Annotated in this window: 16 protein-coding genes; 8 read left to right on the top strand and 8 right to left on the bottom strand. The window is 46.8% G+C overall.

The features are described from left to right. Window positions 1-87: 87 nt before the first annotated feature. The 3 genes from AAIH57_RS00385 (at window position 88) to AAIH57_RS00395 (ending at window position 5,538) form a co-directional block, all read left to right on the top strand. On the top strand, window positions 88-1,104 hold the full coding sequence (locus AAIH57_RS00385) for a phosphotransferase family protein (protein WP_430020225.1): 1,017 nt from the start codon (window positions 88-90) through the stop codon (window positions 1,102-1,104). A gap of 15 nt (window positions 1,105-1,119) precedes the next feature. Next, a complete protein-coding gene (locus AAIH57_RS00390; RefSeq protein ID WP_430020226.1) occupies window positions 1,120-4,050 on the top strand; it encodes a glycoside hydrolase family 3 C-terminal domain-containing protein in 2,931 nt (976 codons plus the stop codon). Window positions 4,051-4,239: 189 nt separating this feature from the next. After that, on the top strand, window positions 4,240-5,538 hold the full coding sequence (locus tag AAIH57_RS00395; RefSeq protein WP_430020227.1) for an MFS transporter: 1,299 nt from the start codon (window positions 4,240-4,242) through the stop codon (window positions 5,536-5,538). Between the two features lie 97 nt (window positions 5,539-5,635). Here AAIH57_RS00395 and AAIH57_RS00400 read toward each other — a convergent pair whose 3' ends face one another. Both AAIH57_RS00400 and AAIH57_RS00405 read right to left on the bottom strand, forming a co-directional pair. Continuing rightward, complete coding sequence (locus tag AAIH57_RS00400) at window positions 5,636-6,937, bottom strand: MFS transporter (protein WP_430021297.1); 1,302 nt, start codon at window positions 6,935-6,937, stop codon at window positions 5,636-5,638. A gap of 32 nt (window positions 6,938-6,969) precedes the next feature. Continuing rightward, a complete protein-coding gene (locus AAIH57_RS00405) occupies window positions 6,970-7,392 on the bottom strand; it encodes a MarR family winged helix-turn-helix transcriptional regulator (RefSeq protein ID WP_175396144.1) in 423 nt (140 codons plus the stop codon). A 255-nt stretch (window positions 7,393-7,647) separates the two neighbouring features. Here AAIH57_RS00405 and fucU point away from each other — a divergent pair, with 255 nt between their 5' ends. After that, entirely contained in the window at window positions 7,648-8,121 is a 474-nt protein-coding gene (gene fucU, locus AAIH57_RS00410; protein ID WP_430020228.1) for an L-fucose mutarotase, read from the top strand. Window positions 8,122-8,130: 9 nt separating this feature from the next. Here the strand turns inward: fucU and AAIH57_RS00415 are convergent, their stop codons facing one another. The 4 genes from AAIH57_RS00415 to AAIH57_RS00430 are packed head-to-tail and all read right to left on the bottom strand — an operon-like array spanning window position 8,131 to window position 12,111. Beyond that, complete coding sequence (locus tag AAIH57_RS00415; RefSeq protein WP_430020229.1) at window positions 8,131-9,249, bottom strand: GerAB/ArcD/ProY family transporter; 1,119 nt, start codon at window positions 9,247-9,249, stop codon at window positions 8,131-8,133. A gap of 15 nt (window positions 9,250-9,264) precedes the next feature. Then, complete coding sequence (locus tag AAIH57_RS00420) at window positions 9,265-9,471, bottom strand: hypothetical protein (protein WP_175396141.1); 207 nt, start codon at window positions 9,469-9,471, stop codon at window positions 9,265-9,267. Between the two features lie 46 nt (window positions 9,472-9,517). Beyond that, the gene (locus AAIH57_RS00425; protein ID WP_175396140.1) at window positions 9,518-10,627 is read right to left on the bottom strand and encodes a Ger(x)C family spore germination protein; all 1,110 of its coding nucleotides are present in this window, start codon (window positions 10,625-10,627) and stop codon (window positions 9,518-9,520) included. A 35-nt stretch (window positions 10,628-10,662) separates the two neighbouring features. Continuing rightward, complete coding sequence (locus AAIH57_RS00430; protein ID WP_175396139.1) at window positions 10,663-12,111, bottom strand: spore germination protein; 1,449 nt, start codon at window positions 12,109-12,111, stop codon at window positions 10,663-10,665. Window positions 12,112-12,316: 205 nt separating this feature from the next. On the opposite strand from AAIH57_RS00430, the gene AAIH57_RS00435 reads away from it, so the two are divergent. Then, entirely contained in the window at window positions 12,317-12,850 is a 534-nt protein-coding gene (locus AAIH57_RS00435; RefSeq protein ID WP_430020230.1) for a GNAT family N-acetyltransferase, read from the top strand. A gap of 58 nt (window positions 12,851-12,908) precedes the next feature. After that, window positions 12,909-13,529, top strand: coding sequence for a TraX family protein (locus tag AAIH57_RS00440; protein WP_246310882.1), 621 nt, complete (start codon window positions 12,909-12,911; stop codon window positions 13,527-13,529). Between the two features lie 69 nt (window positions 13,530-13,598). Here the strand turns inward: AAIH57_RS00440 and AAIH57_RS00445 are convergent, their stop codons facing one another. Both AAIH57_RS00445 and AAIH57_RS00450 read right to left on the bottom strand, forming a co-directional pair. Further along, window positions 13,599-17,312, bottom strand: a complete 3,714-nt coding sequence (locus AAIH57_RS00445; protein WP_175396137.1) for an amino acid adenylation domain-containing protein — start codon at window positions 17,310-17,312, stop codon at window positions 13,599-13,601. A 44-nt stretch (window positions 17,313-17,356) separates the two neighbouring features. After that, entirely contained in the window at window positions 17,357-19,099 is a 1,743-nt protein-coding gene (locus AAIH57_RS00450; protein ID WP_175396161.1) for a methyl-accepting chemotaxis protein, read from the bottom strand. A gap of 583 nt (window positions 19,100-19,682) precedes the next feature. On the opposite strand from AAIH57_RS00450, the gene rpiA reads away from it, so the two are divergent. Continuing rightward, window positions 19,683-20,354 carry a ribose-5-phosphate isomerase RpiA gene (gene rpiA, locus AAIH57_RS00455; RefSeq protein WP_175396136.1) on the top strand — a complete coding sequence of 224 codons (672 nt, stop codon included), beginning with the start codon at window positions 19,683-19,685 and terminating at the stop codon, window positions 20,352-20,354. Between the two features lie 150 nt (window positions 20,355-20,504). Then, window positions 20,505-20,966 carry a MarR family winged helix-turn-helix transcriptional regulator gene (locus AAIH57_RS00460; protein ID WP_175396135.1) on the top strand — a complete coding sequence of 154 codons (462 nt, stop codon included), beginning with the start codon at window positions 20,505-20,507 and terminating at the stop codon, window positions 20,964-20,966. Window positions 20,967-21,058: the final 92 nt, after the last annotated feature.

Raw genomic sequence — 21,058 nt, forward strand, 5'->3', positions numbered from 1 at the left:
TCCAATTCAGACAGGTAAATGTAGTTACAGTGAGTCAATCATAGTATGATTGATGAGAGACAGAAGTAGACAGGAGAATGAAAGAACTTGAGCACACTTTTTACCGGACTACACCGGGCTATTACAACCGAGATGGTACATCTATTGGTGGAGAATAATTTTGGAACCGCTACCAAAGTAAAAGGATATGCTCTTTTGCAAGGCGGACTTTTTAATACAACTTACCGGATTCAACTGGAGCATGCAGATTATTCGGATGTCATTTTGCGCCTGGCACCTGAAGGGACAGACCCGTTAATGGGGGATACAGATGATCCATTATTCTCCTTTGAACGGACGATGATGGCAGCTGAGCCTGTGGTTTATGAGAAATATCAAAAGGCAGGAATTCCTGCTCCAAACGTCATTGTATGTGATGACAGTGGTTCGGTCATTCCGAGAACGTACATGTTTATGGAGTTTATTCCGAGCAGGCAGCTGGATCATTCGTCGATCTCATTGTCCGAGAAAGAGAGGCTTTATCGTCAACTGGGTGAGTATACCGCTGCCATGCACCAAATTGAGGGGACCTCCTTCGGCTGGCCGCAAGGTGACGGTACGATGAAGGGATCAGATCGCTGGTCCGAGGTGTTAATTGCTTTTGCACAAGAAACGGCATCCAAAGCGGCACGGGTAGGGTATATGCCAGGCGTTGGTGAACAGATTACGAACATGTTCCGGAATCATCGCGAATTATTCGACCAAGTGACCGTTCCTGTACTTGTCCATAATGATCTGTGGGAAGCAAACGTATTGATTCATGGGGAAAATGATACCTTGAGCATTGCCGCCATCATCGATGGGGATCGGTCCATGTTTGCCGATAGGGAGTTTGAAGCCATCCTGTCCACAGCACCACCAGCATTCCATGAGGGATATGGACAACCTCTGGACATGTCTGATCAGGGACTCGCACGCCGGCATGCCTATCGAATCTTGTCCTCTTACTTTAATGCGTATGTCCACGAATATCAGGTCGATCAGCCTCAGGATGGGCAGAGATTTCATCAGCGCACGCTGGATCTTATGGAGCAATGGAAGATAATGCTTGAACCATACCAATAATCGGGAGGAATAAGTATGAAGGAATATGAACAATACCCAATGTGGGATGCAGCATTGCCGCTGGAAAAAAGATTGAATGACTTAATTTCACGGTTGACGATAGAAGAGAAGATCAGCCTGATTCCTACACGCGAAGCAGCAGTCCCGCGGCTGGGGATTCCTGCATACAACGTTGGAGGCGAGGCTGCTCACGGGGTGGCCTGGAAAGGAGAGGCGACGGTATTTCCGCAGCCGCTCGGACTCTCCAGTACTTGGAATAAGGCACTCATGCGTGAGATTGGTTCAGTCATTGGGGATGAGGCTAGAGCCTACCACCATCGTGAACCTGAGCGTCATGGATTAACCTTGTGGGCGCCAACCGTCGATTTGGAGCGTGATCCACGTTGGGGCAGAACCGAAGAAGGGTATGGTGAAGACCCCGTACTGACAGGGGAGATGTCAGCAGCTCTCGTCCAAGGCATGCAGGGCAATCATTCATTTTATCTGAAAATGGTCGCTACGTTGAAGCACTTTTTTGCCAACAATAATGAAAAAGATCGGCTCAACTGTTCTTCCAGCATTGATCCGCGGAATTTGCGTGAATATTACCTAAAGGCATTCGAGACACCTTTTGTTGAGGGCGGAGCCTTATCCATGATGACAGCGTACAACTCCATTAACGGTACTCCAGCGATTGAGAGCCCTTATGTGAACGATGTGGTTAAGGGTGAATGGGCTATGCCAGGTTTTATCGTCTGTGACGGAGGAGATCTGTCCCAGACTGTAAATTATCATGGATATCATGCGACGCATGCCGAATCTGCAGCAGGTGCCTTGAAGGCAGGCGTGGATTGCCTCACAGATGAAGTGGATTTGGTGGTCTCGGCATTACAAGAGGCTCTTGACCGCGATTTACTGAAGGAGGAGGATCTGGACCGGGCCATTCGCAATATTTTTGGTGTTCGCATGCGTCTTGGACAACTGGATCGGACAGGCCTTAACCCCTATGCGTCCATACCGGAGTCTGTTCTGTGCGCGCCGGAGCATGCCAAATTAAGTTATCGAGCTGCGACGGAGTCCATCGTATTGTTAAAAAATGAAGGGTTGCTTCCGTTAAAATCCGATGCGCTTCGCAAAGTCAGTGTAATTGGCCCCCTCGCAGATGCAGTATATACCGATTGGTATAGCGGCACACTGCCATACCGGGTAACGGCACTGGATGGTCTGCGGAGTCGATTGACTGATGCAGAGGTCCTTTATGAAGACGGGAATGATCGTGTCAGCTTCAAGACTACGGAAGGACAGGTATTAACTCTCGAAGCTGAAGGAACACTTGTTGCTGTTCCGGAAGGCAGTGCGCAGATGGCCGAATTCATACATCAGGATTGGGGCTGGGGCAGCCATACATTACGAAGTGTGAAGAATAATCGTTATCTCACGTTAACTGAAGAAGGCACATATCAGGCGAGTGCACCGGAGATCGGTGGGTGGTTCGTGAAGGAAGTTGTGCAATTTGACCCTCAGATGGATGACAGCAGCATATTGCGATCGTGGAATGGAATTCCATTGGGCTTGGCCGAACATCAAGGCAAACTTGTTTTGGCACCAGTTGTTCAGCAATCAGGGGAAGGTGCAGATTCCTCAAAAGCAAGCAGCTCAGTAATTGGGCCCAAAGAGCCGGTGTCGTTGGTGAAACACATTGTAACCAGCGGTGTTGAGCGAGCAATAGATGCTGCCCGGGCAAGTGAGCTGTCTGTTGTTGTCGTTGGTAATAGTCCTTACATTAATGGCAAGGAAGAAATAGATCGGCCAGGTTTAACACTCCCGGAAGAGCAGGTCCGTCTGGTAAAAGAGGTATGTAAGGTTAACCCAAATACCGTCGTAGTTATTGTCGGCAGTTATCCGTTTGCATTGCAGGAGTTAAAAGACATAGCTCCAGCCATTGTATATTTAACCCACGCAGGCCAAGAACTCGGAAATGCGGTTGCCGATGTGCTGCTTGGTGCATATGCTCCGGCAGGCAGACTGAACATGACATGGTATGAGGATGAGTCTCAGCTTCCTGATATCATGGATTACGATATTATCAACAACGGTACAACTTATATGTACCATGAGGGTTCGGTTTTGTATCCTTTTGGTCATGGATTGACTTATTCTGAATTTGAGTATGAAAACATTAGCGTTCAGCAAATATCCGGAATAAGCGGAGATGATGTGTTGAAGGTTGAAGTACAGGTCCGAAATACAGGAGAATATGCGAGCGATGAAGTCGTGCAGCTCTACGGACACCCACAAACGTCCCGAGTGAAACGGCCTCTAAAACAATTAATTGGCTTTCAGCGCATTCATCTTGCGTCCGGTGCGGCTAAGACGGTTTCTTTTGAAATCCCTATACAAAAGCTATCCTTCTGGGACGTCACGCGTGACCGGTATTGCGTGGAGACGGCAGCCTGGTTCATTATGGCGGGACGCTCCTCGGCGGACATTCGCCAGACAGCTGAGTTTCATGTTGAAGGAGAGGTTATACCTGCTCGCAAGTTAGACATGCCAACCTTTGCAGAGAATTACGATAAGCATGCAGGTGTGCTTCTGGATGAATGCCTGGAAGGACGATCTGCAGTTCGGGCCATTGTTCCTGGAGAGCCGCTGTATAAGGAGGGGCAGTCATCCTGGATTGGTTTCCTGAACAATGGGACACAAGGAGCTCATACATTTGAGGCACGGGTAGCTGCTTTCGGTGAAGATGGTGAACTGCAGATTCGTTCTGAAAGCCCGGATGGACCGCTGCTTGGCCTCTGTTCTGTGCCTGCTGGCGTCGCTGATTCCACCTCGGACCAAGCTGACTCGGACATCCAATGGACGACTGTAGAATGTTCGCTCCAACAACCTGAGCGGGGTATGGATCAGTTATATATTGTGTTCAAGGGTGGCGCAGCCATACAGCAATTTAGTTTAAAATGTTAGCCATTAAGGCGCAGTAGGACATAATTTCAACATTACAAGTGGCTAAGTAAAAGGCCGTTCCTGATTCCTTCATCATGGAACGGTTTTTTCATGCGCGGAACTGAACTTTTTTACATATCCCGTATAATCATTTGACGAACAAACCACAATAACAGTGTTGTTTTCCGATCTTGTAAAGGTGGTTAAGGTATGAAAGATAAAAAGTGGGACCTCGTCGCACTCGCTTCCATCCCGGTGATTATGACCTTGGGCAACTCCATGTTAATTCCGATCCTTCCGCAGATTGAACGAGAACTGAAAGTCTCCTCATTCAAAGTAAGCATGCTTATTACGGTCTACGCCGTTGTGGCCATACTGCTTATTCCGATTGCGGGGTATTTATCGGATCGATTTGGACGAAAGGTGGTCATCATACCTAGCCTTATCATCGCCGCAGCTGGGGGCGCAGTTGCAGGTGGAGCAGCGTTAATGCTGGACGGAAGCACGGCATACTGGACCATTCTCGGTGGGAGGTTACTGCAAGGGATAGGGGCGGCAGGAGCATTCCCCATCGTAATTCCACTCGTAGGCGACATGTTTGATGACGAGAAAGAGGTCAGCAAGAGCTTGGGTATTATCGAAACGTCGAATACGTTCGGTAAAGTATTAAGTCCCATTTTGGGAGCAGTTCTCGCTGTGTGGCTTTGGTACTTGCCATTCATGGCGATACCAGTGCTCTGCTTGCTTTCACTTGTCCTCGTCATTTTCCTTGTGAAAACGCCTAAGAAAAAGGAAAAGCCACCTACATTTTCCGAGTTTGTTTCTTCAGTTCGGAAAGTGCTCAAAGAAAAAGGACGCTGGCTTTATGCGCTGTTTGCCATTGGTGGAATTTGCATGTTTGTTATTTTTGGCGTGCTGTTTTATTTGTCAGAGACATTGGAGTCTGAGTTCAGGCTGAAAGGTGTTCTTAAAGGGCTTGTTCTTGCAATCCCGCTGGCGGCCTTATGCTTGTCGTCTTTTTTGGCAGGAAAGTGGATCGGTAAAAACAAGGTGCGCATGAAGTGGGTAGGTTTTGCAGGACTTGTGGTTTTGACGGCATCCCTGATCATCATGGGGCTGTGGGATAACATCTATCTGGTGGTAGGATTATTTACCCTTGGAAGCGCAGGCATTGGTGCCACGCTGCCATGTCTGGATGCACTAATTACTGAAGGCGTTGACAAAGAGCAGCGTGGTACAATTACAGCTTTATTCAGCAGCATGCGTTTTATTGGAGTCTCTTTGGGACCACCTGTTGTATCTCTTTTGATTGGCACCTCGCATTTTATTCTTTTTGTTGTGCTTGCAGCTTCTGGAGCGGTAGGTGGTCTGCTTACGTTGCTGGCAGTTAAGCCCGGTAAAGAGGATCAGCCAACCTCAGGAAATACTCACGGCAAAAAGGAGAAAAATGCTGATGGCAATCGAGAACTTAGACGGGTACCGATCAGAAGGAAGAAGAGTCCATTCTAATTGACAGCGAACAATATAATGAAAAACGCGCTTGCTTATGAGACAAAAATTCTCAACAGGCAAACGCGTTTTTTTGTATTGTGATGAATCGGTTGCTTTATTTCTTCTCAACTGAATTGTCTGAAGTTTGTTCCATTGATTCGGTATCTTTAGCAGATATATGCGTATGGGCAAGCAGCGGATGAACGGAAACTGCGAAAGTTCCACTTCGTTTACCTTGAATAAGATAGATCAGCAAGAATACTATCATAAATATGACAGAATACCGGTACATATCCGTGTAGCTCGTCATGGAGGCGATAGCACCAAGCAGCAAAGCTCCCATAGCAATTCCCAAATCCAGTGTATTCAAGAACATACCGTTCGCCATCCCGCGCTGGGTTGGAGCGACAATCTGAATCATCCAGGTCTGCAGTGAAGATTGCATGGAACCATATCCAATGCCGTACAGAAATGCTGCTACAAATAAAATCGGCATGGACGTTGCAAAAGAGAGGATAAACAGCCCGATAGCAACGAAAATGGCTCCAGGAATAAGCAGGGCCTTGGGTCCCTTGCTGTCGTACAATCTACCGGCAAACGGCCTTACAAGCAGTACAGCTAGGGCATTAAACAGGAAAAATAAAGCAGGGTTGGCCAGGTTGGCCTCTTTGCCATATAACACAATGAATCCGACAAGGCCGCCATAGGTAATGGATAACAAACAATTCAGCAGACTGGGCAGGATCAATTTGCGATTAAAAGGGATTTTCTCCCGAGTCCCGGAAACATTCGCTACGGGCCCAGTTGAAGTTTGTACGGAACCATTATGTGAACGTGCTGTTTTCTTACGTGTTAACGAATAACTGAGTGGATAAATGACGACGATCACGCCAGCTGTACACAGCATGAGTGTTATGAATCCTGAACCCTGCAGCAACGTGACCCCGATAATGGGTCCCATGGACATGGCAAGGCTGGTGGACAACCCGAAATAGCCCATCCCTTCTCCCATTCGCTTAACCGGAATAATGTCGGAAGCCATCGTTGGGAAAGCCGTGCTGCTCATCCCGAAACCGACACCAAACATCATGCGCAGCAACAAGAGGACAGCTATGCCAGCAGCAAAATAATACCCGAGTGTAGCCAGTAGGGCTACAGACAGGCCAATGTATATCATGGCATTGCGAAGCCCCTTCTCAAGCGCCTTGGCTGAGTACAACCGTGCTGCAATTGCACTAAGTGCAAACAGACAAGTGAATAGGCTGACTTCAAACGCATTGGCGTGGAAACGTTCCTGTACGTAGGAAGGAAGTGGAGAAACAATCATATGCAGCTGCAGGAAAAGCAGGAAGTTACAAAGCATAAGCAAAATAAAATCAGTGGTCCAAAGTTTAACCTGTGTAGATTGGTCTTTCATATTCATTCATTCCCCCTGAGATGTTCATTTATTTACAAGTTGCGATTGATGAGGGAAAGAGTATGTTTAAATGCTTCCATCTGGTCTTCGGGTATACCTTCAGCAAGTTCTTTATTCATTTCTCTTTCAATGGGAACCAGTTTCTCGATCAAAGCTTTACCTTCAGTCGTCAGATAGAGGAGGTAGGCTCTTCGATCCTGTTCACTGGTCCGGCGTTCAACCCATCCCTTTTTCTCGAGCAGATCAATGATGCGTGCGGTTGTAGGTTGATCCTTGAGAACGCGATTGGCAACTTCTTTCTGATTCACGCCTTCTCCCTTACCGATATTGAATAGAACGGAGAATTGCTCTGTTGTAATATCGTAGGGTTTAAAACGGGTCGCAAGTAAAGCAGCGGCTTTGCGATGTGTAAAGCCCAGCATAAATCCGACAGATTGCTCCAGCGAGTATTCCATACGAACGTAAGTCCTCACTTTCCTGTATGAATCATCTTCAATTTAATTAGTTGTTATAACAACTATATGTGATGCAAGCAATTTTGTCAAAGAGATTTGGATATCGGGCTCTTCCATAACGATTTGTGCGAAAGTTAGAAAATGCTGATAGAATGGAAATGAACTAGATTAGTTGGAAAGTAAAGGATATCGTTAGAGGGAATGCCGAAGACCATTCTGCTCCAGTCGATGTGGAGCTAACGAGGAGAGCTGCGTATGCTGAAAAACATTCCTGCAATAATTTCTCCAGAACTGCTTAAAATTATGTCCGAAATGGGCCATGGGGACGAATTGGTCCTGGCTGACGGCAATTTCCCCGCAGCCAGCCATGCTCGGCATCTCATTCGTTGTGACGCTCTGGGAACTGTAGAGTTACTGGAGGCCATTTTGAGTTTGTACCCGCTGGATACTTATGCAGAGCGGCCAGCAGCCGTGATGCAGGTTGTTGAGGGAGATCAGGTTGTACCGATCATCTGGGAAGATTACCGCAGGTTGATTCTTGAGCATGAAGGCATCACGGACGCGTTTGACCAGATAGAGCGATTCTCGTTCTATGAGAGGGCCTCCCGCGCTTATGCGATCGTTGCTACCGGTGAGCGTGCGCAGTATGCCAATCTGATTCTGAAAAAAGGGGTCATTTTCCCGGACACTGATCCTTATCCGCAAAATCAACAAGTTGAACTAAAGTGAAATTCAAAGTCATGGCGACGGAGCAGCTGATGCTCTGTTCGCCTTTTTGCTTTTTCGAAAACGCAGCCAATGGATCACCACATAAACGATCGGCATGGATTCAATAACTAAGGTATACACAGGTACCGCATAGGAACGGATAGCCAGCTCATAGGAAGCAGCGTCTTTTGCATATTGAAGCACGATGGCTGCCGCTGTTCCGCCAAGCAGATAAACGACGGATTTCTGCTGTTTAATCCCGCTGAGTTTGGAAAGAGACACGGAAGCTACATATAAGAGAAATGAGCTTCTGGTGAACATGGTCGTAGACCAGATGGCAATCAATACAGGGTCGAGGTTATCCAGAAAGTCGCCATATCTGGCGAAACGTATCATCTCAAGCAAGGGATAACGCAAACTTGCCGCCACATAAGGGCCAAAGTTCATGATCGTAAATATCCAAAACATAAGAATGAACACAACAACTGTACCTCCGGCTAGAACCATACTCTTCAGCATAGGACGCCTGAAAACAACAGCAGGAGCAAGGAATAGAAACATCATCCACTCCGAGAACCAGGGCATGGTCGAAAGTGAGCCGAATACGAGTTCGGACAGATTATGATGGGTCAGCATGGAAGTCAGGATTCCCGGATTGCCTCCGCCACCTACAGTGGGTACAAGAAGGGTAGAAGTGATCAGTTGTACCACAAAAATACCTTCAGACATAAACACAATGGTGATTAATCCTGACCGAGCAGACAGACAGATGCACAATATGGTTATCGCTGCTGTTAACCATATGGGGGTTTCGGGAAGATACATAGACTGCAGAAAAATGATGAAATTTTCTACATCGATCGACAACAGATAGATACACAGCAGGACAATCATTCCGATGTAAAATCGATGCACATATTTGCCAACGATCTTTTCCCCATAGGAAAGCCAAGGTTTGTCCGGGTGCAATGAGCCGAGTTTGTATGTGAAAAGAAGAAAGAGCAGGCTTATCATAAATCCACCGATGGTGGACAGCCAGCCTTGATACCCGCTCATTTTGAATAATCGCTGTAATAGAAAGGCAACAGGTTCCGAGTACAAGTACACAAACATGAAACGATATGCTTGTCCGGCAGTCAGGTGGTTCATGGTTATCCCCTTTCCTTATTGGGTGATCCGATCAGCCCAGCCGAAGACGAATTGGATCATATCATTGGGATCAGGCCATCCAGACCAGCTCACCGCAAGTGTATTCCATACAAGATAGAAGAGCAGTAAGACAAAGTAAACCCGCTTGATCGTTTTTTTGCTGGAGCGAATAGAGGACCAGTCCATTAAGTACAGTCCCGCAAACAACAGTACGGCTATCATGCGATTCCTCCTGTGTGGTTGGTTGGCAAACAAACTTTGGAATCCATTAAAAGCTGGATTCAGACCCCACGAATTGAATGTTGATATCCGTGTTAACATGGAATTGCAAGTCGTTCTTCACATAGTTTATCCACTGAGGACGAAGCTTTTTCCAGGTTTTTGGATACCTCCATTCCAGTCGATAGCCGAGTCTCAAGATATCTGCACCTTTGTGTTGGCCTGTCCTGATTGCACTCGTTAGGTGGGTGCTCACCTTTTCACTGGCTGCCTGTTCGATCTCCCTGACGGCCACGATATCCTTCGCTTTGAGTACGGGGATGACCGAATTCAACTCCGCTTTTCCGATCAGCTTAATGTCAAAGACCGGCTCCCCTCGTTCCATGCGAACACGTATATCCGACTGCATATCATAGAGCGTCATGCTTGCTTTTTCTTTTTTGGTTCGAACGGATATGGTCATGGAATCCAGACTGCGTTCTGCCCAGGCAACGGCCCGGGCCTCCTCGTCAGTAAGCGTGCCAACCATTTTCATTTGTTTGAATAAGGCGGCGCCGGTTTGGCTGACCCACTTTTTTAATTCCCCATCCTCGCTAACCATGTGGCGTTCTTGGGCTGTCAGCATGGATGAGGCAAAACCCTGATTCATCTTATCAGCGGCAAAGATATTGAGCACCTGGGTCTTCAGCAGATTCTCTTCTGTGGAAAATTCACGGAGCACGTCACTCGGTGTTTCTTCGAATACCGGCGTAAGATCAGAGACATTTTTGGCCTTGCCGTTGGCAACCATGATGTAGCTGCTGAGGTGAAACAAAGGTTCCCGCGCGATCCATGCCAGCGTATCCTGAATTCCTTCTCTTGCGTATGCGTCTCCAAAGACAACAACTCGTGTATGTCCCCAAGAGATTTTACGTGTAAGATCGGTTTGAATTTTCTCCAATGCATCAGCTATCGTTGGTGCGGTGGCAGAGACGACGGCATAAGGGTCCTTGCCCGATCCACCACCCTCAGGAGCAAGCCGATTGGGGAGAGGCATGCTGAGTGTTAACTCGATTTCTCCCGGTGTATCCGCTTTGTCAATGTACATGGCTGTAATAAAAGTCCGCTCATTGATCTCCACCTTGGACCAGCATCCACTGCACAGGAGTAAGCTGATCAATATGAGTCCACCTTTTTGTAACAGATTGAAGAGCTTCATGGCGTGTCTTGCCTCGTTTCATTATCCGCAGCATAAGCTTTGGTTCTTTTCTTCATCCGAAACCATGGCACCCGAATAAACGTGTCCTTGAAGTCACGAAGCACCAGTGGAGCGAATGGCTGCATGTAAGGAACACCAAAGGAACGAAGGTTTACCATATACCAGTAAATCAGATAGATGGAGATCACCACGCCGAACAATCCTAACGTTCCTCCCATCAACAGAATCGGAAAACGCAGCAGCCGAAAAGCCAGGCCCAGTTCAAAATGCGGGATAATAAAAGCGGCAATACCTGTAATGGACACCACGATGACGAGTGGAGCGGATACGATACCAGCCTGCACTGCTGCTTGCCCAATGACAATTCCTCCGATTATGGATACCGTTTGTCCCAAAGGTTTGGGGATACGTATTCCTGCCTCGCGTAATCCTTCAAAGGTAATCTCCATGATAATCGCTTCGATTAATGCCGGAAAAGGAATGTTCTCCCTTGCTGCCGCAATGGTAATGAGCAGATTGGTTGGAATGATTTCCGGGTGGAAGGTCGTGACCGCAACGTAAATGGAAGGCAGCAAAAGGGCAATAAAAGAAAATAGCAGCCGGATCATGCGGATAAAAGATGCAGAATGAAACCGCTGGTAATAGTCCTCTGAAGATTGCATCAATGAAAAGAAAGTTACGGGAATCAGCAGCGAAAAGGGTGTCCCGTTCTGCATGACGCCGATACGTCCCTCTACCAAGGCAGCGGCCACGGTATCTGGTCTCTCGGTATATTGGTATTGGGGAAAAGGCGACAATGGGTGTTCTTCCAAAAACTCGGATAAATAGCTTACACCCAAACTGCTATCCATATCGATTTCGCCAAGACTGCTCAACACATTTTCCAGGATGTCAGGTTTGCACAATCCCTGGATATAGACTACAAAAACTTCAGTCTTGGTATATTTGCCGATCGTGAACTTGATCATTTTAAAGTCAGGATGCTTGATCTTGTGCCGCAAAAGTGACATGTTCACATGAATATCCTCAATAAAGGCTTCCTGAGGTCCAACAACAACAACCTCATTGGTCGATTCCGGGACAGAGCGCTTCTGATAATTTTGAACGGAAAACAAAAGCATGCCGGACAAGCCTTCCAGATATAGTGCTGCGCTGCCGGAAACAATATCGTCTACCAACTGTTCCAGTGAATCGGATCGCTTCGATTCCAGCGTGAAAAACTCCCCGCTGATGACGCGCGATAAAAAGAGAGGTTCGACTTCGTTCTGGGATACCTTCTCCAGCAGTGGTTTGATAATGGATTCCCGTATAGTGGCCGTATCTACGATGGATTGAATGTAAATGAGCACACCATTCATAGGGCCTAGCTGTAATGGTTGATAGACAATATCGGAAATGCCGATGAAACGCGTTTGGAGCTGTTCGAGAATCGTCTCCGTATCCATGGGATGCACTCCTTTATCTGCGAACTTTGGATATGACCGGTAGTAAGTCTATAGTCTGCGACGTGTGGGCTGAATTATTCTAAAATTCCGAGGAGTAGAATATATTGCAAACTTTGATGCGGATGTTGTATGGGGATCCAGGAAGGGTTCGTTTATGATTGGAGAAATGTGAAATGAAGATGAGCTGAAGGGAGCTATAGCCAGAATGACATATAATATGAGACGTGCCCGCCTTGATGATATCGAGGATGTCAGCAGGCTGTTTGATCAATACCGCATGTTTTATCAACAGACAAGCGATGTAGAAGGTGCCGCCAGATACATACGCGAACGGTTGGAACGAAACGAATCGGTCATTTGGATAGCGGAAAAGGAAGCTTTTAAGGGAATGGAACAAGGAGAAATGGCAGACGATACGCATCACAACGAATGGGGCCATGGAAATACAGATTCAAGCATTCAAACTCCTCTGGCTGGCTTTGTTCAGCTATATCCCAGTTTTAGTTCGGTGTCCATGAGTCCGATATACGTCCTTAATGATCTTTTTGTACATACGGAGTACCGTCAGCAAGGCATAGCTCGCAAGCTGCTGCAGGCCGCCCAGAACTGGGCAAGAGAGACTGGGGCAATTCGAATCACCTTATCAACCGCAATAAGCAACAAACAGGCACAGGCATTATATGAATCAGAGGGATATGCGAAAGATACACACTTCCTGTATTATGAACTTAATCTGTGAGAATTGATGAAAAGCTAATCTTTGAAACAGAAATAGGTGAGGGAGGGATTAACGCAAAATGATGCAGTGGATAGCCATGATCACCATGCTGATCGATCATATTGGAGCAGTCTTTTATCCGCAGATAGAGGAACTCAGAATCATTGGCCGTATTGCATTTCCCATATATGCATTTGCAGTGTATATCGGCTATAAGCATACACGGAACGTCCAAAAATACATTTGGCGTTTATTCTGGATTGCAGTAATTTCCCAAGTACCGTTTATGGCGGCATTTAATCATATGTCATTAAACGTAGTATGGACGTTATGGACATCTTTGCTGGTTCTGCTGGCACTGGATAAACTTCCAAACCGCTTATTGGGTATCCCTATTGTTATTGGGGCAGGGATTATCATGGAGATGACCGCCATGGATTACGGAATGTACGGGCTGCTGTTGGTCATGTTATTCCGATACTTCCGGGGACCTGTACTGGTGCTGGGACATGTATTGTTGACTGCTCTCTATATCCAGCTCTACAGCAGCTCGGTACAAATGTACAGCGTAATCGCTACATTAGGCATTGCCATCGCCCAGTACTACGGCGCAGGGTTTCGTTTGAAAGGACCAAGGTGGATCTGGCGCTATTTCTATCCGGCTCATCTTGCCGTAATCGCTATTATTCGCTGGACATAAAAACAAGCAAGCCACCTTACGGTCATAAATGACGGCTAGGTGGCTTGTTTGTTTTTGTAGATGGTATGGCTACTCCAAAGTAGAAGAAGTGGAAGCGCCGAACTGCGGCTGGATCGCAGCAGGGAAATAACCGATGTTCACTGCATATTGCAGCATGCTGGAAATGAATTGATCATCCGCTTTGGCGCAGTGGATTCCTGCTGGCTCCACATACGCAGTTGTCACCGGGCAGGCATATACATATGCCGAATCCTTAGCACCGTCACCTTCCAGTTGGGCAATCGCGAGCTGCAGTGCCTCTGGATCCTTGGTGATGGCTGAATCAAATAACCAGCTGGTATATTCGTCAAAAGGTAACGTTTCGACTGCATATCCGGCACGATTTATTGATGCAATCAGCGTATTGTAACTGATGGACTCGGGATTACAAATATGGAATACCCGTCCAGCAGTATCATCACGCAGAGCCAAATGCACGATCGCCTGACTTGCATAATCGATAGGTGTAAAATCGACCATCCAATCAGCAGCTGGAGCCTTACCGAGAAGCAGCATGGCTTTGATCATGCGGTAGAAGGCATTGCTGTCAATATTGGACTGAAAGCGTCCCGTTTTTGAATGACACGTCAGGTTTCCGGCACGATAGATGCTTACAGGTACACCTTCCTCAGCAGCAATCATAAGCACTTTCTCTGCTTCAAGTTTACTGTCCGAGTATAGGTTTTCTACATGCAGGTCTGCCGGGAAGCGATCATACTGCAATGATGATTCCCACTGTCCGCTGAGTGCAAGATCTTCCGGTATGCCCATGGTGGACACATGGTGGAAGGATGCTCCAGGTTTGCTGCGAACCAGATTCAACAAGGCAACTGTACCCTCTACATTGGTTTTGGCAAACTGTTCCGCATCTCCGAAGTGCCGAACGTCGGCGGCACAGTGTATGACACGGTCAATTCGAGCTTGTACATGTTTGGTTTGTTCAGCAGATAGCCCAAGGTTTGGCTGCTCCAGATCTCCCTCGATAATCTCCACTCGTGACGTAAGGAGCAGACTCAGGTCTGGACCGAAATAGCCTGCCATGACCTTACTTAAACGCTGCATGGCTGTACTGCCGTCGGATGGACGACGAACAAGCGCATGAATGGTCGCTTCGGAATGAAGAAGGAGCTGCTGCAGCACGTGTGATCCCAGGTAACCCGTAGCTCCTGTTAGCAGAACGTGTTCCGGTTTGCGAATCTCCGGATATCCCAGTTGGGATGCCAGTTCGACTGGATGCTCGGCCAGCTGGGTAATCACACCTGCTTGATCAGCGGATGGTGCAGTTTGCTGAGTCATTTGCGCGAGTGATTGTACCCGCAGTGCCAGAGAGCGAATCGTCTTCTCTGCAAAAAAGTCGGCAATCTTCAGCTGCGGATAATGCGGCTTCAGAATAACCAGTACATGGATCACTCGCAAGGAATCACCACCGATGGTGAAGAAGCTGTCCTCGATACCGAAGTCGCTGTGTCCAAGAATCTCTTTCCAGGCATTGAAGATGATGGCCTCGGTCTCCGTCTCAGGCATTACACGGTCTGGCCGATTCTCATGTCGTTCTTCGTTTGGCAGAGAGACCATTGCTTTGCGATGAATTTTACCGGTTGGTGCGATCGGCATTTCATCGAGCTGACAGACCCATTTGGGTACAAAATAGGAAGGGAGCTTGTCTGCCAACTGGGCTTTGATATCCGCAACGGACAGGGTGCTGCCATCTTTGGACGTGAAATATCCCACAAGCATGTTCTGACCGTCAGATTCTTTTTTCGGAATAACTGCGACATCCTGGATTCCTTCGAGACGCGAGAAGTGATCTTCAATCTCACCAATCTCAATCCGATGACCACGGATCTTCAGTTGAGAATCACTGCGTCCGACGTATTCCAGCAACCCGGTATCAAGTAATTTGGCTATGTCACCGGATTTGTAGATTTTCTCATCGATCGCAAAAGGGTTATCAATAAACGCCTGCTCTGTACGTTCTGGTTGGTTCAAATATCCTTTGGCCAGCGCCGGAGTAGCAATATACACTTCACCAGGCACACCTACCGGACAGAGCTGCTGTTCTTCATTGACGATATAAACTTTGTAATTATGAATCGGTTTACCGATCGGAATGTTAACGACATGGTCAGGAACGGGTTCACTGATTCGGTGAGTCGTTGTCGCTACCGTGCATTCGGTAGGTCCATACACATTAACGATATCGATCTGGTTACCAAACTTGCGCTGGAAGGCACGAACCTGTTCTCCGTAGAGAGCCTCGCCCGCAACGGTAATAATTCTGACTTTGGCCAGCTTGTGGAACCCTTCGTCTGACAGATAGGATGCAAGCTGATTAAAAAAGATTGTGGGCAAGATGGTTATGATCGTTGTGCCTGTACGTTCGATTGCTGTGGCAAACTCTTCTACGGATACACGTTCCTCGGCAGATAACAGATACAACTCTGCTCCATAGAACAATGCGCCAATGGTATCCCATACCGAAGCATCGAAGCTGTATGTAGCAAACTGGGTCAACACGTCACCAGGCTTGATATCACAATCCCGCTGTACAACGCTGCCGAGATTGACAACGCCGCGATGGGCCACAAGCGCGCCTTTGGGTTTGCCTGTGGATCCGGATGTATAGATGATATAAGCCAGGTCGTCCGGTTGGATATCAATATTAGGATTACTTGCTGCAAATCCGGCCAAGCGTCCATCCACGGCAAGAATTTGCCGAACTGTAGGAATACCGGAGAACAACCGGGAAGCTTCAGTGAAAGAGGACTCTTTGGTTAGGACAAAAGAAGAAGCTGTATCTTCCACGATGTAACTGTTGCGTTCCTGCGGGTGCTCAGGATCAATCGGAACATATACACCGCCTGCTTTCAGAATGCCGAGCAAGGAAATGATGGTTTCCAGGCTTCGCTCCATAAAGATGCTGACAAATTCACCCTTTTGCAATCCGTTCGATAACAGCACACGTGCGACCTGATTGGCACGTTCGTTCAATTCTCTGTAGCTGTACCGACCATATGGGGAAGTGATCGCAGGTGAATCAGGGTACTCGGCTGCCGCAGCTTCGAACCAGCCGTGTATAGTCTGATGTTCAGGTTCAGTCACACAGGTATCATTCATCTCCCGGTACAACGTTCGATCGGAGGCAGACAGGATATCTACTGAGCCGATAGCCATGTGTTCATCGCGAACCATGGAGAGAAGCAGGGTCTGGTAGTACTCTGCATATCTCATCACTGTCGCTTCATTCAGAAGGGATGTATCAAAGAACAAATCCAGGATGAGTACACCCTGATCCTCACGAATATTCCAGTTTAAAACCTGCGGAGCCTGAGGAAGCTGAACACTGTTAAACATAAACAGGGTTTCCGGATAAGCACCTGGCTGTGCAGCATCTCCTTTTTGTTGCAGAAGAGAGATCTGATCACTTAGCTCACGGAAACTCATTTTGCCATGGACTTGCATGAGCAGAACAGATGCAGCCTGATCGGGAGCAAGGGTACCTACAGCTAATTCCTGTTCTCCTGAAAGCCGGAACAACAGGGCAGCATATGCGGACAACAACGCGGTATAGATTGATTTTGTGCCATACTTCTGTGTAAGTTCACGGCTCTGTGATGGCTGCAGCTCTATATGAGCTGACTCATAAGAAAAGGTTTGTTGACGGCGCCCAAAATCCAGTGGAATCTGGAGAACTGGCAGGTCAGATTCCACTGTCTGGGAAGATGAAGAGTGATTATCGATCACGTCTATTTTCCTCCTTGATTTAAACGTTCGTTTTTGTATTTTGTTTATGACTTGCTAACATTAAAGTGAGAAATCAATTCCTGTAATTCCTCGGACATGCTGTTCAAACGGGTGGAGGAATCGACAAGGGTGGTCAGGGAAGCCTTCTGTTCGTCCACGGAAGCGGCAATCCGCTCACTGCTGTCTGCTGTTTTGCTGACGCTGGCGGACAGATCATCCGCAGTTGCGGTCATTTCCTCTGTACTTGCAGAGATTTCTTCGGTAGCACTGGAAACTTCCTGAATCTGGTTCGATACTTTCTTCGCAGCTTCCAGAATCTCTTCAAACAACTGGCCTGTCTGATCGGCAACGTCAAGCCCGGTATCGACTTCTGCAGTACCTTTTTCCATTGCGCGGACAGCTTGTTTAATCTCGGTTTGGATCTCATCAATCAATACGGCAATCTGGCTTGTGGACTGTTCGGATTGCTCGGCAAGCTTACGAACTTCACCGGCGACAACGGCAAATCCTCGACCTTCTTCACCAACACGTGCTGCCTCAATGGATGCGTTCAGTGCAAGCAGGTTGGTTTGGCTGGAGATCCCGGAGATGATATTCAGAATATCTCCAATTTCTTGTGAACGGCTCTCTAGAACCTGGATTGCAGAAGCCGTATTCTTTACCGATTCGGTAATCAGCGTCATTTGCTGGGACACCTGGCGAACAACCGTGTTCCCCTGCTGGGAACGACGCTCCATCTCATAAGCTTCATCCGCTACATTAGAGGAACTGCTTGCAATCGTTTGAATGACAGTTGCCATCTCAGCCATGGCGCGGGCACTATCGATACTTGCCTGTTCCTGCCCACGGATGTTAGAGGTGATTTGTGTAACATTACTGTTAATGGAATCCGCGTTTTCACTGTTTTTCTCAGATACCTCATACAACTCTTTGGCAGATTGGTTCACCTCTTGAGAAGTGACTTGCACTTTAACGATCGTGTCATTGATTTTGCGAACCATCGTATTAAATTTCTCATTGACAAGTCCAAGGTCATCTTTTCCTGTCGGAATGTTGACATTCAAATTACCCCGGCTAACGTCATCAATGCCTTTAATCAGGTGACGGATAGGGGATAGGGTATTTTTAACAACCAGATATTGAATAATCAGGAACAACAGAAGGAATGCAACCAAAATGATGATCCCGTTTTTAAGGAGAGATTTCAATCCGGTTGGTACTGCTGTTGCATCTGCATCGACCGCAAAGTAAGAGAAGATTTTGCCGTTGCTGTCCTTGATCGGGTAAGCAATGGTTGTCCACGTTCCAAAATCATCTGAATAGAAAGTAGTAAAGGTTGGACGGTCCGTGTTAAGCATTTCTTTCAGTGCATTGGCTACAACAACAGGCTGCTCATACATGTCGCCAATATTAACATTATCGCTTTGGAATGCTTCTCTCAGATTGGTTGGCATGGCTACGAGGGAGGTTTCTCTTTTCGTATCCCCGCCTAGTTCTACACCAAAGATATAAGCCTGGGCGATGTTAGGATAATATTCTTGCATTTCATCGAAATAAGCACGTAATTGAGTTTGTACTTTTCCGTCATAACTACCTTCTGCTATGGCAGCCTCTACGTCGGCAGCGTTAATTCCTTCAGCCCACTTTTTGGTGATTTGTTCTACTTGTCCATGCAGCTGCTCTACGAGAACCGTTTTTTGGAAGTAATAGCTGCTTGCAATAAGTGCAACCCCGATAATAATGATGTTCGTAAATGAAAGTAATAAGTTTTTTGAGAAAAAGGACATACTTTTCCAACTGAATGATTTCACTAATTTCCACTCCTGATCTTCTTGTAATTAACAAACCTTTTATTTGCTTGCATGAATGCAGCCATTCAAGTCATTTGTTGTTCCTCCTCCAAAGCTTATGTATGCGACCATGGTCTTAATTTCACAGTCGTAAAGTAGAGACTTTTGCACCTCAAATTCTATAGGTGTCTAATTATTAAAACACATCTATACTTAATATGTCGTATGAAATGTTGTCAAATTGAATAGTTTTGTTAAAACTTTTTTAATAATTTACGTATTTGCGGACATGTCACTTGATACATAGGTATTTAGAACTGTTTATTTGGAGGAATTCCCATTTTTTAGTCTCCATCTGTATTCTATAACAGGAACGTACAAAAAAACACCATGGAACCTTAAAAGAGTTGATTGTTTGAATGTAGTGTAATATTTTGGAATTGGCGAAATCCGGGATTTGTCGTTAGATCAAATTTCCTGCTGCATGGCATTCGGCATGGATATACATCGGAAGCGGTTTTATCTATAATAAAGACAGTGTGCATTTTTCAAATCATAAGCAGGCGGGGGTTTATTTTAGATGAATCTGAAAAAAATTGCAGCAGAGCGGGCGGCAGAATACATTAAGGATGGAATGAAGGTTGGACTCGGTACGGGTTCAACGGCATACTTCGCGATTTGCAGATTGGGAGAACGTGTACGTGACGGACTGCAAATCCAGGCGGTGGCTACCTCGGAAGCTTCGGACAAGCTCGCCCGGGAGTGGGGGATTCCGATTATTCCGTTCGACCAGATTGGAAGGCTGGATATTACCATTGATGGTGCAGATGAGGTGGATCCAGATTTTAACCTGATCAAGGGTGGCGGCGGGGCTCTTTTACGTGAGAAAATTGTGGCCGCGAACAGTGATAAACTCATCATTGTTGCAGACGGCAGCAAAGCGGTTCAGCAATTGGGTCAGTTTCCCTTGCCGGTAGAAGTGGTTCCTTTTGCGTCTGAATGGACCTTTCAGGCATTGGAGAACCTGGGCTGCAGACCGAAATGGCGCATGAATGGCGATGAGCGCTATCTTACGGACAACGGAAACCTGATCGCGGATTGCCAAATGGAAGCGATAGAAAACGCGGCTGAACTTAACGTAAAACTAAACATGCTGCCAGGTGTGGTGGATAACGGTTTGTTTGTTGACATGGCGGACACCGTGATTCTGGCCAAGGATGATGGCAGCATTGATGAGCGTCATCGTTCCTAAATTCGTTAGCGGATCGAATACATGTATGCATAGTCGCATTAGTTTCAACCGTAGGATTCATTGAATAGGATATATTCGTAAGTGATGATACAGATGCTTGCCTTAAAAGCACAGTCTGAATTTGCAAACAACTGATGGAGGATAATGGAAATGCCGAACACGGAGGACAATCGGGAACTGTCTTTGCAATTATTCGTGGTTCTCGCCCGAGCTTACAATTCCGTTACATCGAGGTCCAATCGTGACATACAGAGTCACGGACTGAATACGACAGAATTCGGGGTACTGGATTTGTTATATCATAAGGGCCCACAGGCCTTGCAGAAAATTGGAGAGAAAGTTTTAATGTCCAGCGGGAACATCACTTATGTAGTGGACAAGCTGCAAAATAAGGATTTGCTGCTTCGACGTGCATCCAAGGAAGATCGCCGTGTCATTTATGCGGAACTGACGGAGAAGGGGAGAAATTTGTTCACTCAAATATTCCCTGGGCATCACCAGGTTATCATTGATGCGATGGAAGGCCTGGAGCCATCCGAGAAAGCGGATGCCATTCGTTTATTAAAGAAATTGGGGCTGGCTGCGGAAGGAAAGACCGACTTGCGTTCATAACGCAGGCCGGTTTTTTTGTTTGGAAATAGTGGACATGGACATTACTGGCTAGGTGACTTGCAGGATTGCTCATAATATAGGAAAATTGTTGT

Source organism: Paenibacillus sp. MABNR03, assembly GCF_050455445.1.
GTDB lineage: Bacteria > Bacillota > Bacilli > Paenibacillales > Paenibacillaceae > Paenibacillus > Paenibacillus xylanilyticus.